Consider the following 16,399-nt stretch of genomic DNA (forward strand, 5'->3'; position numbering starts at 1 on the left):
CAGGCGGGAGCGGTCAGAACGACCGGCCGATGCCGAAGTGAACGCGGAACCGGCGCAGGGTGCGCGTATCGACCTCCGACAGCGGCATCGGGGCCTCCGCCGTTGCGTTCCGGCCGACGTCCTCCGCCGCGCGGAGGTCCAGCGCGTCGGGGGTCAGCTTGTACGCGAGGTCGATCCGGAGGAACCCGAACGAGGTCTCGTAGCGGAGGCCGGCCCCGGTTCCCACCAGGACCTGCGACGGATCCGTGCGGACCGGGGTCCCGTCCGGGCCCGAAATAATGGACGGGGCGTTGGCCGGGGGCGTGAGGTCGAGCGCGCCCGAGGTGACGTAGGCGCCGTCGAGAAACGCGGCGGTGCGCCAGCTCGCCCCGAGGCCGGGAAGGGGGAACCGGGCTTCCAGGCTCAATCCCACCTTGCTGCGGGCCCCGATCGGGCGGTACGCAAAGCCCTCGCGGAGGACGCTCGATTTCCGCAGCACCTTGCCGCCCGCGAGGCGCGAGGCCCACCCCCGGACGTCGCTTCCGCCCCCCGCGTAGAAAACGTTATCCGAGAAGCGGTTCTGGTAGATTAGGTTTTTGCGGCGGTCCGCGTCGGAGGGGGTGGCGGGCAGGGTCAAGTTCTCGAGGCTCTCCCCGAACGGCCAGGTCGACCCGGCGAAGACACGGCCCGCCAGCTCCACGTACGGGGACACCGGAAGGTATCCGCTCAGTTCAGTGCTCACCTGCGCGAACTCGACCCCGGACCGTAGAAAGACCCCGCCCAGCTGAATCGTAGGCCGGATGATGTATCCTGTCGTCGGATTCAAGAAATCATCCGCGTCGCCGAACGTCCCGTTCAACGTGAAAATGCTCTTGTTGAACAGGTCGTCCTCGCCAGTGAGGGCCCCGTTTGTACGGTTCGGATTTTCCGCCCCCGAGACCAAAAACTGCTGGGTGCGGGACACCGAGTGTTGCAACGAAAGGGTGCGGTACGGCAGGAAGTCGTACACCAGCGTGGATTCGAGCCCGAACTGGCGCTCGTTCAGGTCCAAGGGGCGGGACGGGTTCGGGGCGAGGGCAGGGTTCAGGCGTTCCTGAACGAACGGCGAGAGCGACCCGGAGACGTCCTCCGACAAGAGGAACGGCTGGCGGAGGGTGACCGACGCCCGAAACCGTCGGCTCAGCTCCTGCGACGACGACCGGGCCAGAAACCCGGGCAGAAATTCCGGCACGTTTTCGGGGTATCCGGTCTCGGCGGTCAGGTTTACCAGGAAGGTGCGGGCGTTGCCGTAGAAGTTGCGGTGGCGCCAGCTTCCGTCCGCCGTCACCCCCGAGCGCGTGTCGTACCCAACCTGGCCGGAGTAGCTCCGAAGTGCGCGTTCCCGGACCCGATACCGAACCGTGGCCGTGCTGTCGCGGGGCTGACTCGGCACGTCGGCCAGGGCCACGCGGAAGAGGCTCAGGTCGAACAGCTTCTGCTGTCCCTCCGTGACGGCGTCGGCGGAAAACCGGTCCCCCACGGAAAACGGCAGCTCCCGGAGAATGATGGAGCGGTCGACCGACGCGTTGCCCTCCACCCGGATGTCGGAAAACACGGCGCGGGGCCCCGGGTCGACCAGGAAGCGCAGGTCCGCGGCGTACGCGGTCGTGTCGACCGACGCGGACGAGCGGACCCGGGCGAACGCAAAGCCGTGGTCCCGGAGCCATCCCTGCACCTCGTCCTCGATTTGGGTCCGCTCGAAGTCGGTGTACCGTCCGCCGGCGCCCACCTCGCCGCGCCGAAACGCCGCCCAGTCGCCCCGCAGGTCCTCGGGCAGGGTCGGCCCGAACGGAGCCCGGCTCGCGGCCTCCAGGAAGTCGACGTTACGGATCTGGAGAGAGGGCCCCTCCCGAATGGTAAAGACGACGTGGATCCGGTTGCGCGCGGAATCGAGCTGGGAGGCCGGATAGTCGATGTCCGGGGACGGAAACCCGTTCTGCCGGTAAAACTGCCGCAGACGAACGACATCTTTCTGGAGCATCACCGGGTCGAACGCCGGGTAGTTCGCCTGTAGGCCCGGAAGGAACGAAAGGCGGTTGCGCAAGCGCGTGAGGGTCCCGGGGCCTGCGGTGCCGATCTGTTCCCGAAGCCGATCCGGGTCGAAGGTTTGCTGGTCCACAAACCGGAAGGACACCTCCTGGACCGACGTATTGACGTCGGCGGCGCGGAGCGGGGCCTGAGCGAGGACCCGGGGCGGGCCTACAGCCCATCCGGCGAGCAGTACAAGCAGCAACAGCACGAGGGGCCGCCCGGCGTCCGAAGCGGCCGGCAAGGAAGACAGCACCGTGGTGGAAGGGAGCGGTCGGTTGGCGGAGGTGCGGCAGAAAGGGGCTTAGGCCTGCGAGGCTGACGGGGGTGAGGTTGAGGATCCCGTGGCGGGCGATTCGGGGGGACGTGCGGGGCGGAGAGAAGGGGGCGGCGGAACCGTCTGTTTCCGTTTCGGAGGCGTCCGGCCCCGCGGTGTCCGCCTCCGCACCGGCCTGAGGCGACAGGCCCAACTGGGCCGGCAACTCCGTTCCCGGCAGCTCTCCGGCGGTCACGTGCCGGTGCTCCTGCAGCGACGCCACGACGGCCCCAATCATCAGCACCACCCCGGAAAAGTACACCCAGAACACAAAGGCAACGATCAGCCCGAACGTGCTGCCCAATGCCTCGGTCCCGGTCCCGTACCCGACGTAGGTCGCGTAGAAGGTAAAGGCCTGCTTGGCCGTCTCCCAGAGCACCGCGGCGAGGAGGGCCCCCGCGAGGGCACTCCGCTTTCGGGGGGACGGCTGGGGCACCAGGTAGTAGAGCTGAAAAAACATGGTGGTCGTGAGCAGAAGCGGAAGCAGTAGGCCGGTAATCCAGATGGCCCGTCCCCACAGCCACCGTGCCCACTGCTCGGAGCCCAAAAACTGCCCAATGATCACCTCGTTCACAAACGACGGAAGCGACACCGAGAGCCCGACGGTCATGAGGAAGAGCCCCCCGACCTGAATGACCATCCGTACGTCGAACAGGTAGCCCCAGAGAAGAGAGCGCTCCTGGTGCCAGTCCTGCTCGAAGGCGTTGCTGACCGCGATTCGCAGCGTAATGAAGAGCGACATCGCCGACAGAAACAAGCCGACTCCCCCGATGCCCACGATCGTCGCACTGGCATCTTGAAGCTGGGTCAGGAAGTCGATCAGCTGCTGGCTCTGGCTCCCCGGAAGGAGCTCCCGGATAAACCGCGTGACGGCCGCAAAGGCATCCTTCCCCTGTAGCACGCGGCCCACGACGCCGGTGGCGAGGATCACGATGGGGACGATCGTGACCAGCACCTTGAAGGCAATGGCCTGGGCCCACAGGAAGACGTGCTTCTCCGAAAGCTCCAGGTACAGACCGACGGCGTAATACACCACGTCCGTCCAGAGGGACGATGCTGTCTCCCGTACGGACACCGGAAGGTCGGACCAGGCGGGCATACGGCCGAGAAGGGGCACAGGGGCTGCGAAGGCGCTTCAAAATGCCCGTTTATACCCGCTGGCCTGCGGTCGTGATTCCTCCTGCGCGTGCCGGGCGGTGCCGCTGCCGGCAGATCAGTTGAAGATCGGCCAGAATACGCCGAACCGGAATTGCCGAGGGGGAAGGGGGTAGACGGGCGTCACGAAGGTGCCCGGCTGCAGTTGGGTGCCGGCCTGCACGTTTTGGAATGTAAAAAAAAGCGTCGCGCTGCGAAACTGCACCTCGGCCCGCACGTCGACGGTTCCGCTCGGCCCGATGCGTCCCCCGGAGGTCGCGGGCAGGGCGGAGGTCCGGGGGGGCACGACGAGGCGCCCGGTCGGCGGATGAAACCACCGGCTGTTCATCACGCCCCACCCCCGCCCCTGCACGTAGAGGTCCGTCGTCAGGTCGTTGAACAGCACGAACCGCGCCCCCATCCGCGCCCGCCCAAACGCCGTGGGCAGGGTCTGGGCGAGGCGGGCGTGGAGGGGGGACGCGTCGGCGTTCAGGGTTTGCAGAAGCGTGCCGTGGCCGGTGGCGTACAGGCCCCGCCGCGCGTCCTCGCGCCACCCGAGCGAGGCGGTCGCCCCCACCCGATGGACGGGGGACGACGTCTGGCGGGCGGCCGCCTGATTGGTGATCGTCGTCGCCACAGAGTCCCCCGGCGCCACGGCGTACAGGTCGACGGCATTTCGGATGCGATGGGCAAACCCGGTCACCCCGAGGTTGAAGGGGCCGACCTGCGTGCGGGCCCCGACGGTGCCCTCCAGCATCCGGTCGGCGATCCCGCCGCGCCCCGCGGACAGGGGCTGGACGTGCGACGCAAACCCGTCGTCCTCGATCCAGGCGCTGCGCTGGCCGGTGGCCCTCACGGAGGCGGAGAGCTGGACGGGCCCGGCCGGGCGCCGGACCCGGGCCGTGACCGAGGGGTAGCGCTGCTGGGACGTGAGGTGGCCGCCCACGTTGAGCATCAGGTCGGACCGCCCCAGGCGAAGGGAGTCTTGAAGAAGAACGTGGGCGGCGCCCCGGCGTCCGTCGAGGGCCGGCAGGTTGGTGTCGCCGACCCGCCACAGGGACCCGCGGAGGTGTGCCGTCAGGTGGTGGGGCCCGGCCCGCAGCGACTGCCGGGCCCGGACGTGCCCGCCGGTCACCGGGACGGTCCAGGTCGTGTCGGCCTCGCCCCCGGTGGAGCGGAAATCAAAGGTGTGGGAGGTCCAGCGGGCCGCCACGGTCGTCGGGCGGGACAGCCCCGGCACCAGCGGCCCCTGCAGGCGGGCCGTCAGGTCATTGCGTGTCGTCTTGCGCCGATCGTCCGGCCGGCGGACGTTGGCGGCCGCGAGGGGGAGGGCGTAGATCGAGAGCCCGGAGCGCGGGGTGGCACCGCCGTGGGCGCCGATGCGGTAGCGCGTCGCCCGGTCCGACAGCTCGACGGTCCAGTCGTTTGTGAGGTAGCGCAGGCGCCCCCAGATGCGCCGCTCGGTCCGCAGGGCGCTGCCGTTGTAGATCCCGTCGGCCTTCCGGCCGCCGTACCCGAACGTCAGGTGGAGCACCCCAGGCCGCCCGAAGAGGTCGAGGCGACGCTTCTGGGAGTGGCCGACCTCGATCGCGTGCAGCCCGTCCCGGTCGAACCGGTACCGCAGCTCGGTGACCGGCCGTTTGGGGGCGTAGTTCCGCCACGTGGTGTGCACGCCGACGGCGCCGCCCCCCGGATCGAGGCCCGTGCGGGGCGGGCCCAAAAAGGAGGGCGGCAGCAGCTCAAACCGAGCGCGGCCCGTGAGGGGGTCGTCAAGCGGAAAGCCGTCCGACCAGAGGTGGACGCGGTGGGGGGCCAGGCCGCGCGGGCTCCAGCCGTGGGGCCACCCGTACTCCCCGAGGTCGTAGAGGAAGCTTCCCGGCTGCTCGGCGAGCATCATCTCCACGCTCACGGGGGGGCGCCGGCCCGGCAGAGAGTCGGCGCGCACGCGGCCGTACAGCGGCGGCGGGGCCGGCAGGGGGCGCAGCGATTCCGGGCGGGCCCCGGTCGTGTCGGACGGGCGGCGGGTGGCGGCGGTGTCGGCGAGCGGACGCCGAAGCGTGTCCGGGGGGGCGGCGTCGGTCGTGTCCGCCTGTGCCCGTGCGCCCCGGACTGGACCCAGCGCGGCCCCCAGCGCCACGCCCACGACGAGAAGGGGGCCGAACGGCAGGCGCAAAACCAGGCGGAGGGCGGAGGGCATGGCCGCTACAGGTCAGGATCGAAGCCGAGGGGGCCGGGCGCCGGTTATTCGTCCGGGAACAGGCCGAAGAGCCGGCTCTCGATCTGGTTCAGCACCATCCGTCGGTCCTCCTCCTCCCCCACGAAGTCCAGCTCGTCCACGTCGATGATGAGCTTGGGGCCGCGCTCGTAGTTCGCGATCCACTCCTCGTAGTGCCCCTGCAGGCGCTCCAGGTAGTCGATGCGGATCGTCGACTCGAACTCCCGGCCGCGCTGTTGAATGTGATCGACCAGGGTGGGCACCGACGCCCGCAGGTAGATAAGCAGCGACGGCGGCTGGAGGTAGGACGTCATGATGGTGAACAGGTCCGTGTAATTGTCGTAGTCCCGGGCGCTCATGTGCCCCATTTCGTAGAGGTTCCGGGCAAAAATGTGCGCGTCCTCGTAGATGGAGCGATCCTGCACGACGGACGTCTCCCCCTCTTCGATCCGCTGCAGCTGCTCGAACCGCTTGGACAGGAAAAAGACCTGCAGGTTGAAGGACCACCGGCGCATGTCGTTGTAGAAGTCGGTGAGGTACGGGTTGTCGTCGACCTGCTCGAACACCGTTTCCCACCCGTAGTATTCCCCGAGCACTTTGGTGAGGGCCGTCTTTCCGGCGCCGATGTTGCCGGAGATGGCCACATGTTTCGGGGATTCGGGGGCGTCTGCGGGCGTGTCGTCCATGGAAGAGAAAGTCGTGCCTCAGTCAATCGAACCGCGTAGCAACCTAGGGGGACCGAGGCAAAATCGACACGGCGCCCCGATCTTTTTTGTGCAAAGACACGGGACGGCCTCCCCCGAAGCCCCGCCCCTGAAATTACGTCCCGTCGGGACGGACGAGTGGGGGACGTCGGGTTCGTCGGGGACCGGAAAGGGGTTAGGCCGAAGGGGCAAGGCCGGCCCGGATCCAGGCCACCTCCAGCCGAAACGGGCCGGCCTGCTCGTCGGCAATCAAGAACCCCATTGTCCGGACCTGGGCGGGGGCGAACGAGGGCGCGTCGGGGACCTCGCTGCCGCGACGGTACGGGGTCAGGGTGTCGAACGGCACCTCCAGGGTGGTCCACTCCGTTGTTGGGGCGAGGGAGGTTCGGTAGCTGACCGAACGGCCCGCCTCGGTGTACGCCGTGAACCAGTAGTGCTTCCCATCGCCCCGGAGGCGGAGGTGGAGGCCCGCGTGGTCGCTCAGGTCGTAGGTGCGCTCCGGCGCGCGCACGGAGGCAAAGCCCCCGCCGCGGTCCAGCGACACCGTCCCGGTGAACACGGCGTGGTCCTCGCCCGCCACGAACTTGCTTTCGGAGACGCCCCCCATCACCGGGTCGTCGACGCTGCGCCAGTCGTCCGGGGCGTCGGGCGCCGGAGACGAGAAGTCGAACAGGGGGGGTGCGGTCATGCTAGAACCCATTGCAACCTGTTTTGTGATGCCAAGGCCACGTGCACTCGCCTCCAGGCGCCAGAACCGGCCGCCATCGGCGCCGTGTCAAGCTCGGGCCGACGGGGCCCACGCGGAGCGCCTTCCGTCCGCCCGAGCCGCGTACTAACGAATTTGCTTCTCGCCCCACAGGCCGGCCTGCGTGTACGGACTGCCCTCCATGGTCCAGGCGGCGCCGGCGAGGTAGCGATACTTCGGGTCGAGGTTGTCGATGGTCTCGAGCTCGTCGGCCGACAGGTTGAGGTCGGCGGCGGCCAGGTTGTCTTTGATGTGGGCCGGGGTCGTCGACTTCGGGATGACCACTGTGCCCCGCGCCACGCCCCACTGGAGGAGCACCTGAGCGGGCGACACGCCGTGGCGGTCCGCAATGTCGTTGATCGTGGGGTTCGCCATGAGTGTCGGCTCGTCGTCGGCCTTCATGGCGTCGGGGCGGTCGCCGGAGCCGAGGGGGGAGTAGGCGGTGATGGGGATGTTGTGGTCCTCGGCGAACGACACCAGCTCGGGCTGGGGCAGGTAGGGGTGCATCTCCACCTGGTTCATCTCCGGCCGGACCTCGCCCGCATCCAAGATCATCTGCAGGTTCGGCACGCTGAAGTTCGAGACGCCGATGTGGCGGACGAGCCCGTCTTTCTTGAGGGCCTCCATCGCGGCCCAGGTCTCCGTCAGGGGCGCCGCCTCCGGCGACACGAAGTCGTCGGGCGACTCCGGAAAGTCCACCTCCGGCTGCAGGGCCACCGGCCAGTGGATGAGGTACAGGTCGAGGGCATCGAGCTGGAGGTCCGCAAGGGTCTGTTCGAGGGCGGGCCGGACGTCGTCCGGGTCGTGGGCGTTGTTCCAGAGCTTCGAGGTGACCCATACGTCGTCCCGCCGGGTCACACCCGCGTCGAACGAGTCGCTCAGGGCCGCGCCGACCTCAGTCTCATTCTTGTAGATGGGGGCGCAGTCGACGTGGCGGTAGCCGGCCTCCAGGGCCGTCGTCACGGCCTCGTAGACCTCCCCCGGTGGCGACTTCCAGGTGCCGAGGCCGATCATGGGCATTTCGTCGCCGTTTTCGAACGAGATGGACTGCATCGGGGGCGTCGCGGGTTGTGTGCGGGGAGCGTCGAGAAATGAGACTACACCTATGAAGCACACGCCCCCCTAAATGATTCTTGCGACGCGAAGGCCTCGGGCAGTCTCTTGGGGTCTTCAAGGGACGCCCCGCGGGCGGCTGGGTCTCCGTCAGGACGAAAGAACCGAACGGAGGGCGGTCACAAAGCGGTCAATCTCGGCCTCCGTATTGTAGTAGTGGACCGACGCCCGGACGAGCTCCGGGAGCGACCGCGCCTCGGCGTCGAGCCGGGTGGAGCTGGGCGGGGAGACCGAGGTGTTGATGTCCCGTGTGCGGAGGGCGGCCTGGATTGTTGAGGCGTCTTTCTGCTCCGCGCTAAACGTGGTGATGCCGCACCGGACGCTGCCCTGGGCGTGGACCGCAACCCCGGGCACGTCGGCCAGGCGGGTGCGGAGGGCGTGGGCGAGCTGCTGATTGCGGTCGAAGATGGCGCCCAGCCCCCGGTCGAGGGCGTAGTCGACGGCCGCCCCGAGGGCCACCTGCCCGGCGACGTGGCTCTCCCAGTTTTCAAATCGACGGGCGTCCGGGTGAATCTCGTACGCGTCGGGGGCGGTCCACGTGGCGGCGTGGAGGTCGAGGAGGGGCGGCTCGATGCGCTCGATCCAGTCCTCCCGCACGTACAGGAAGCCGGTTCCCCGCGGCCCCCGCAGGTACTTGCGCCCCGTGGCCGAGAGCATGGTGCACCCGAGCTCGTCGACCGGCAGCGGCATCTGCCCGGCGGACTGGCACGCGTCGAGCAGAAAGGGGACGCCGGCGTCGGCCGCCACCGCGCCCACCTCCGGGGCCGGGTTTACGAGCCCGCCGTTGGTGGGGACGTGGGTGAGCGCGATCAACGCCACGTCGTCGTCCATCGCTGAGCGGAGCGCGTCCACGTCCACCTGGCCCTGCTCGTCGTGCGGGAGCACCTCAATGGCGGCGCCCGTCCGCTCCGCCACCTGCAGGCAGGCGATGTGGTTGCTCGCGTAGGCGGAGGGGGAGGTCAGAATGCGGTCGCCGGGGGCGAACGACAGGCCGTAAAAGGCCATGTCCCAGGCGCGGGTGGCATTCTCCAGGAGGGCCACCTCGTCGGGGGCGCACCCCAGCATTTGGGCGATGGCCTCGTACGTGTGGTGGAGGCGCTCCTCCGCCTCGGCCGCCGCCTCGTACCCGCCGATGGTGGCCTCCCGCTCCAGGTGCGTGACCTGCGCGTCGAGGACGGGCTGCGGCGGCAGGGCGGCCCCGGCGTTGTTGAAGTGCAGAACGTGGTCGGTGCCGGGCGTCTCGGCGCGGAGACGATCGAGGTCCATGCGGGGGCGAAGGAAGAAGAGAAAAGACGCTTGACGTCGGGCCGTACGCGTGCCCCGCCGCCCCGTTCGCCCGGGTCCGGTTTTCCACGGCGGGCGGCGTGCGGACGCGGCCAATGTGGAGGTTCTGGAAAATGGGGGGAATGGAGGTAACAATCCTGAGGCCGCCCGTACACCTTATAGTCTTTAGTTGTCCAGCAACCAACCATCCCTACGTCCATGGCGACGGCAAGCAATCTCGGCTATCCCCGAATCGGCGCGCACCGCGAGCTCAAGCGGGCCGTGGAAGGATACTGGAAGGGGGACCTCACGAAAGACGAGCTCCGCGATTCGGCCCAGGCCCTCCGCGAATCGCACTGGGCGACCCAGCAGGAGCTGGGGCTCGACGTCGTGCCCTCCAACGACTTCTCCTACTACGACCAGGTGCTCGACGCCTGCGCGATGGTCGGCGCCGTGCCCGAGCGCTTCCCGTGGGACGGCACCGAGGTGGACCTCGACACCTACTTCGCCATGGCGCGCGGCCTGCAGGAGAAGGACCTGGAGGGCGAGGAGTCGGGCGTGCAGGCGATGGAGATGACGAAGTGGTTCGACACGAACTACCACTACATCGTCCCCGAGTTTTCCCACGACACGACGTTCTCGCTGTCGTCGACGAAGGTGATCGACGAGTACGAGGAGGCGAAGGCCCAGGGCGTGGACACGCGGCCCGTCGTGATCGGGCCGGTGTCGTTCCTGCTGCTCGGCAAGACGCAGGCGGACGACCTCGACGCGCTCGACCTGCTCGACGACCTGCTGCCGGTCTACGCCGAGGTGCTGCAGGAGCTGGCCGACGCCGGCTGCGAGGCCGTGCAGCTCGACGAGCCGAACCTCGTGCTCGACCTCAGCGACGCGGAGCGCGCCGCCCTTGACCAGGCCTACGAGGCGCTCGCCGACGCCGCCGACATTGAGCTCCACGTCGCCACGTACTTCGGCGGCCTGGAGGACAACCTGCCCACGGCGCTGGGCCTGCCGATCGACGTGCTGCACCTCGACCTCACGCGGGGCGAAGAGCAGCTGGACGAGGCCCTCGACCACGGCGTCCCGGACGACCTGGCGCTGTCGCTCGGCGTCATCGACGGCCGCAACGTGTGGCGGGCCGACCTCGACGCCCTGCTCGGCACCGTGGAGACGGCCACCCGTGCCCTCGGCACCGACCGCGTGCTGGTGGGGCCGTCCTGCTCGCTGCTCCACGTGCCGGTCGACCTCGACACGGAGCCGGGCCTGAGCGACGAGATGAAGACCTGGTTCGCCTTCGCCACGCAGAAGATTGAAGAGATCGTGGCGCTGGCCGAGCGGGCCGACGGCCACGAGGACGCCACGGAGGCCCTCTTCGAAAAAAGCCGACGGGCGCACGCGGCCCGCGCCGAGTCCGACTGGATCAACGACGCCGCGGTGCAGGACCGCGTCGCGGGCATCGACGCCGCCATGACCGAGCGCGACTCGCCCCACTCCAGCCGCAGCCCCCTCCAGCGCGAGGCCCTCGACCTGCCGACGCTGCCGACCACCACGATCGGGTCCTTCCCGCAGACCGACGACATGCGCCGGATGCGCGCCCAGTACAAGAAGGACGACATCTCGAAGGACGAGTACGAGGCCTTCATCGAGGAGCAGATTGCCGACACCATCGCCGCCCAGGAGGAGATTGGGCTCGACGTGCTCGTCCACGGGGAGCCCGAGCGGGGGGACATGGTCGAGCACTTCGGCCGCCAGCTCGACGGCTTCCTCTTTACCGAGAACGGCTGGGTGCAGAGCTACGGCACCCGCTGTGTGCGGCCGCCGATCATCGCCGGCGACGTGAGCCGCCCGGAGCCGATGACCACCCGCTGGCTCTCCTACGCCAACGAGCAGACGGACACGCCGGTGAAGGGCATGCTGACCGGCCCGGTGACGATGCTGCAGTGGTCGTTCGTGCGCGACGACCAGTCGCGCGCCGAGACGTGCCGCCAGATCGCGCTTGCCATCCGCGACGAGGTGCTCGACCTCGAAGACGTGGGCATCCAGGCCATCCAGATCGACGAGCCCGCCTTCCGCGAGGGACTGCCCCTCCGCGAGCACCAGTGGGACGACTATCTCAACTGGGCCGTCGAATGCTTCCGGCTCGCCTCCAGTGGGGTCCGCGACGAGACGCAGATCCACACCCACATGTGCTACTCGGAGTTCAACGACATCATCGAGGCGATCGCCGACATGGACGCCGACGTGATCTCCGTGGAGGCGTCCCGCTCGAAGATGGAGCTGCTCGACTCGTTCGACGCGTTCGACTACCCGAATGAGATTGGGCCGGGCGTCTACGACATCCACTCCCCCCGCGTGCCGTCGGTGGAGGAGATGGAGGAGCTCATCCGGACGGCGCTCGACGCGCTGGAGCCGTCGCAGATGTGGGTCAACCCCGACTGCGGCCTCAAGACGCGCCGCTGGGTCGAGGTGCAGCCCGCGCTCGAAAACATGGTCCAGGCCGCCGAGAACGTCCGCGAGCGGGCGACGGCGTAACGCCGAACAGGAGTTCGCAATTGTCTCCGAGCAGAGGGCGGGCGCGCCGCGTTGCGGCGTTGGCCCGCCCGTTCTGTTTGGCCCATACTTGAAGGCCCACCGGTCTCTCGGTGAAGTGCCCCCGCGTGCGTAGAGATGAAGCCCGACGCCACCGGTGTCATTCGAGGTCGTACTGCTCGAACAGGGCGTGGGCCCGGGAGAGGTCGACGTTGCCCCCGCTCACGACGACCCCGATCCGGCGGTCGTTGCCGGGCACGACCCCGTCGAGCAGGGCCGCGGCGCCCAGCGCGCCGGTCGGCTCCACCACCATTTTCGTCCGCTCCCAGAGCAGGTGCATCGCCCGGACGAGGGCGGCGTCCGAGACGGTGACCATGTCGTCCGCGTGCTCCAGCACGAGCGGGAACGTTACCTCGCCGAGGTAGGGCGTCCGCGCCCCGTCGGCCACCGTGTCGGGGGTCTCCACCGTCTGCAGCTCGCCGCTGTGGAAGGACCGTGTCGCGTCGTCGCCGGCCGCCGGCTCCACCCCGATGACGGTGCAGTCGGGGGCGTGGTGCCGCGCCGCCAGGGCACAGCCGGACAGCAGCCCGCCGCCCCCGCAGCACACGAGCAGCACGTCGAGGGCGCCCGCCTGGTCGAACAGCTCGTCGCCCACGGTGCCCTGCCCGGCCACCACGTCCGGGTGGTCGTAGGGCGGCACGAGCGTGAGCCCGCGCTCCGCCGCGAGGCGCCGTCCCAACTCTTCGCGGACCGTCTCGGTCGGGTCGTACTCGACCACCTCCGCTCCGTAGCCGCGGGTCGCGTCGAGCTTCACCTGCGGGGCGGTCTCCGGCATGATGATCGTCGTGTCCACGCCGAGGAGGCGGCCCGCCAGCGCCACCGCCTGGGCGTGGTTGCCGGAGGAGTAGGTAACGACGCCCCGCTCCTTGGCCGCCGCCGGCAACTGCGAGACGGCGTTGTACCCGCCCCGAATCTTGAAGGCGCCGGTGCGCTGGACATTCTCGCACTTGAAGAGCACGTCGGCGCCCACGCGGTGGTCGACGGTGCGGGAGGTCATGACGGGCGTCCGGTGCACCACGTCGTCGAGGCGCCGGGCCGCGGCGGCGACGTCGGCGTAGGTGACGGCGGGGGAGGAGGCGGTCGAGGGAGTCGACATCGATAGGGAAAAGATGGCGCTTGAGAGTGACGCACGATCCCTACGAAAGTGCGGGGCGGAGGTTGGCCGGCGGGGGGCGTCTGAAGGGGACCGTCCATTCCCTCTGAGGTGAGGGCTGAAGGACCACCCACCCGGCCGTCCTTAATATCTGTTATTGCAGTAAACACGTCGTTCGCAGATTTCCGTGGCGGGGCAAAATCAAGGCGGTCGTTGAGGCGCATCCCGGTCCGTGTAGGACGAGAATGCTACCGGGCCGGTTACATATTGTACCAGTGCCGGACACGAATGAACGACGGGACGCCGCTCAGGACCCGGCAGAAGTGCAGGGGACCCCGCTACGTCCGCCGTTGAGCGGGCAAAATAGAGGGAATGTTATCTTTAAGACCATGAATTTGGTCGTTTGTAATCAAGTGGCACGGTTCATGTGGCCATATGGGGGCGAAGATGCGGGCGACTCCGAGTGCGGCCGTGGCGACGGGCTTTCGGGCTTCGGAAGACGGTCTCCGCGGTGCGCGTTCCGCGACACGCGACCCTCTAACCACAACTACTTAACACCATGGGACAGCAGCAGCTTTTACTTCTCGTGTTGAGCACCGTCATCGTCGGCCTGGCCACCGTGGCCGGCATCCAGGCCTTCAGCGAAAACCAGGCGCAAGCCACCCAGGATGCACTTGTGCAGCGAGGGACATCTCTAGCCTCAGACTTGCAAGGGGCGCTGGCTAAGCCTGCTCAGCTCGGTGGTGTTGACTCGAGTTCAACTGGCTCAAAGGCCGCTAGTGCGATTGGCCTCGACAACGCTACCGTCGATGTTGACGGAGCGAGTGGGCAAGATGCAACGTGTACAATTAATAGTGCGACTCAAATCACGTGTACTGCCTCCGAATCTCCCCAAAACGTACGGGTCAATCTTCAGGGAGATAGCCTCGCCACTAACTTCAGTACCGACGGATTCGACTAAGGCTGAAGTCGCTATTCATTCAGTTGGTTCTTGAGGCGGTCCTAGACAGGACCGCCTCATTTTTTTCCTACTGCGTGCACAAAATAGACAGATACCGGCGTCGGAGCCCACCAATTCCGTCCATGTGTTCCTGGTAGGGACTGTACTTGCGGCAACGTCCTACACCATGGTCAGTGATTTCTCGCATCAAGCCCATCAGCCAAGTCTTCCTCGCGTTAGTCGGCGGGTGGGCGTGGGGGCGATATCAATTCAAGCAAAAGCCAGCGACCGTTCCCTCAAATCTGACGCATGCGGCGCTGTGCGTGCTGCTCGTTGGTGCGATGGGCGTGGTGGGGTGCAGTCTCAAAGACCTCTCGACCGTCGAGGAGCGGCGGGACGCCCTGATCGAGGCGGTGGATCGGAATCGGTTCTCCCCTCGGCACTGGGGACAGGGGTTCCTCCACGTCCGGGACTCCGAGGTAATCGACCGAGCGCGCCGGGACCGGTAGGGCACCGCGTCCCCGCCCTGAGTTGAGCGACCGACGATTCCTGAGGTGGTCCGCACGGCCCGGGTGACAAGCCGCACATCCTCCTGGACCGAATTCCTTGTGCGGCCGGCGAAGAGGGCGACCGGAGAAGCAGGTAAAGATTCCGTTCATGGTGTCGATAATAAACAATGGCCCCGGACACATCAGGACGGAGAGCCCGCTAAGCGAAGGCCCGAATGCGGCACGGTGTATGTAGGGTGTAATCCGTAGGAGTAAAACAAAAACGTTCGGTGCTCTTACAGTTACACGAGAGGCATAGGAACAGACAAATCCAGCCCCTTCTGCCATGGCGACTCGCGAATACCGGTTTCAGGGCGTGGCGGCCGGCGGCCAGTCGGTGCAGGGCACCGTCATGGCCTCCTCGAAGCGCAAGGCCCGCGAGAAGGTCGAGGACCTGTCCGACGAGCACGGGTTCAAGCCGTCGGACCTGAAGAAGCGCCGCACCTACTACTACAAGGTGCGCCACCCGAACGGCACCGTGAAGACGGGGGAGCAGAAGGCGTTCTCGGCCGGAGAGGTGGAGGAGGCCCTCGAAAACATGGGGCTGGAGGTCGTGAAGGTGCAGAAGAAGTGGTTCGACTTCGAGTTTTCGCCGCCGCAGGACGACCTGATTATGTTCGTGCGGCTGGCGGCGAACCTGCTCCGGGAGAACCTGCCGTTCGACGAGGTGCTGGAGATGCTGGTGAACGACGTGTCCTCGAAGAGCCTCCAGCAGGTCATCCGGGACCTCAACTCCGACCTGAAGGGCGGCATGAACGCCGAAAAGGCCTTCAACAAGCACCGCGACAAGCTCGGCAAGTTTACGGCCTACATGCTGGGCATCGCCTCCAAGAGCGGGAACATGGCCGAGATCTACGAGGCCACGGCCCGCTTCCTGGAGCGGAAGGACGAGTTCAGCTCGCGGGTGCGGAGCGCCATGATCATGCCGGCGGTCACCACGGTCGCCATGATTGGGGCGATGGTCTGGTACATCTGGTACATCGTGCCGGCAACGGCGGGGCTCTTTGAAGGGATGGAGGTGACGATGCCGCCGCTCACGAGCTTCTCGCTCGACATGGCGGCCTGGCTGGACCAGTACTGGGTGTGGGTGCTGATCGGGACGGTCGGCCCGCTCCTGGCGTTCGTCGTGTGGGCCCGCACGGAGCAGGGGAAGTTTTACCTGCACAAGTACATGATCAAGATCCCGCTCATCGGAAAGCTGCTCCACAAGATTAACATCGAGATTTTCTGCCGGGTCTTCTCCATTCTCTACTCCGGGGCCGGCGACAACCTGCGGGTGATCCGGATTGCGGCCGAGGCCTGCGGCAACAAGTACATGGAGTACCGCATCCGGAACGTCACGATTCCGATGATGACGGCCCAGGGGGCGAGCCTCGTGCAGGCGCTCAAGGCGAGTGGGGTGTTCACCTCCATGGCCATCACGCGCTTCAAGAGCGGGGCCGAGACGGGGAGCGTGCGCGAGAGCGCCCGGCAGATGGCCGACTACTACGAGCAGGAGACCGAGCTGAGCCTCGACGCGGCGGTGGAGAGCATCCAGACGGGCGTCTCCATCATCATCGCCCTCGGGGTGCTGTTCCTGACGATCCTCTCGGCGGAGATGGCCTTCATCCAGCCGTCGCAGGCCGACATGATGGGCATGTAGGCGGGGACGAACGCGGACGACTGAATTGACTGGGTTCTTAATTCTTGTGTTGAC

General features: G+C 67.5%; 11 protein-coding genes and 1 pseudogene. 4 read left to right on the plus strand and 8 right to left on the minus strand.

Annotation, left to right across the window (positions count from 1 at the left end):
- Window positions 1-13: 13 nt before the first annotated feature.
- The 7 genes and pseudogenes from OJA40_RS14545 to OJA40_RS14575 all read right to left on the minus strand — a co-directional run bounded on the left by OJA40_RS14545 (window position 14) and on the right by OJA40_RS14575 (window position 9,539).
- The gene (locus OJA40_RS14545; protein ID WP_263810955.1) at window positions 14-2,302 is read right to left on the minus strand and encodes a BamA/OMP85 family outer membrane protein; all 2,289 of its coding nucleotides are present in this window, start codon (window positions 2,300-2,302) and stop codon (window positions 14-16) included.
- A gap of 319 nt (window positions 2,303-2,621) precedes the next feature.
- Window positions 2,622-3,461 (minus strand): annotated as a pseudogene (locus OJA40_RS14550) (YihY/virulence factor BrkB family protein); the annotation flags it as partial.
- A gap of 114 nt (window positions 3,462-3,575) precedes the next feature.
- A complete protein-coding gene (locus OJA40_RS14555; RefSeq protein ID WP_263810956.1) occupies window positions 3,576-5,693 on the minus strand; it encodes a putative porin in 2,118 nt (705 codons plus the stop codon).
- Between the two features lie 44 nt (window positions 5,694-5,737).
- Window positions 5,738-6,397, minus strand: coding sequence for a deoxynucleoside kinase (locus OJA40_RS14560; RefSeq protein WP_208426488.1), 660 nt, complete (start codon window positions 6,395-6,397; stop codon window positions 5,738-5,740).
- Window positions 6,398-6,590: 193 nt separating this feature from the next.
- On the minus strand, window positions 6,591-7,103 hold the full coding sequence (locus OJA40_RS14565; protein WP_263791870.1) for a CIA30 family protein: 513 nt from the start codon (window positions 7,101-7,103) through the stop codon (window positions 6,591-6,593).
- A gap of 144 nt (window positions 7,104-7,247) precedes the next feature.
- Window positions 7,248-8,213: an aldo/keto reductase gene (locus OJA40_RS14570; RefSeq protein WP_208426486.1), complete on the minus strand. Its 966-nt coding sequence runs from the start codon at window positions 8,211-8,213 to the stop codon at window positions 7,248-7,250.
- A gap of 150 nt (window positions 8,214-8,363) precedes the next feature.
- Window positions 8,364-9,539, minus strand: a complete 1,176-nt coding sequence (locus OJA40_RS14575; protein WP_208426485.1) for an aminotransferase class V-fold PLP-dependent enzyme — start codon at window positions 9,537-9,539, stop codon at window positions 8,364-8,366.
- A 216-nt stretch (window positions 9,540-9,755) separates the two neighbouring features.
- Between OJA40_RS14575 and metE the strand changes: the two genes are divergently transcribed.
- On the plus strand, window positions 9,756-12,065 hold the full coding sequence (gene metE / locus OJA40_RS14580; protein ID WP_208426484.1) for a 5-methyltetrahydropteroyltriglutamate--homocysteine S-methyltransferase: 2,310 nt from the start codon (window positions 9,756-9,758) through the stop codon (window positions 12,063-12,065).
- Window positions 12,066-12,222: 157 nt separating this feature from the next.
- Here metE and OJA40_RS14585 read toward each other — a convergent pair whose 3' ends face one another.
- Window positions 12,223-13,218, minus strand: a complete 996-nt coding sequence (locus OJA40_RS14585) for a threo-3-hydroxy-L-aspartate ammonia-lyase (RefSeq protein WP_263810957.1) — start codon at window positions 13,216-13,218, stop codon at window positions 12,223-12,225.
- Between the two features lie 556 nt (window positions 13,219-13,774).
- On the opposite strand from OJA40_RS14585, the gene OJA40_RS14590 reads away from it, so the two are divergent.
- The 3 genes from OJA40_RS14590 to OJA40_RS14600 all read left to right on the plus strand — a co-directional run bounded on the left by OJA40_RS14590 (window position 13,775) and on the right by OJA40_RS14600 (window position 16,345).
- Window positions 13,775-14,176, plus strand: coding sequence for a hypothetical protein (locus OJA40_RS14590; protein WP_263810958.1), 402 nt, complete (start codon window positions 13,775-13,777; stop codon window positions 14,174-14,176).
- A gap of 302 nt (window positions 14,177-14,478) precedes the next feature.
- Entirely contained in the window at window positions 14,479-14,664 is a 186-nt protein-coding gene (locus OJA40_RS14595) for a hypothetical protein (protein WP_263810959.1), read from the plus strand.
- A gap of 325 nt (window positions 14,665-14,989) precedes the next feature.
- Window positions 14,990-16,345, plus strand: coding sequence for a type II secretion system F family protein (locus OJA40_RS14600; RefSeq protein WP_263809606.1), 1,356 nt, complete (start codon window positions 14,990-14,992; stop codon window positions 16,343-16,345).
- The last annotated feature ends 54 nt before the right edge of the window (window positions 16,346-16,399 follow it).

This window comes from Salinibacter pepae (genome assembly GCF_947077775.1).
Taxonomy (GTDB): Bacteria; Bacteroidota; Rhodothermia; order Rhodothermales; family Salinibacteraceae; genus Salinibacter; species Salinibacter pepae.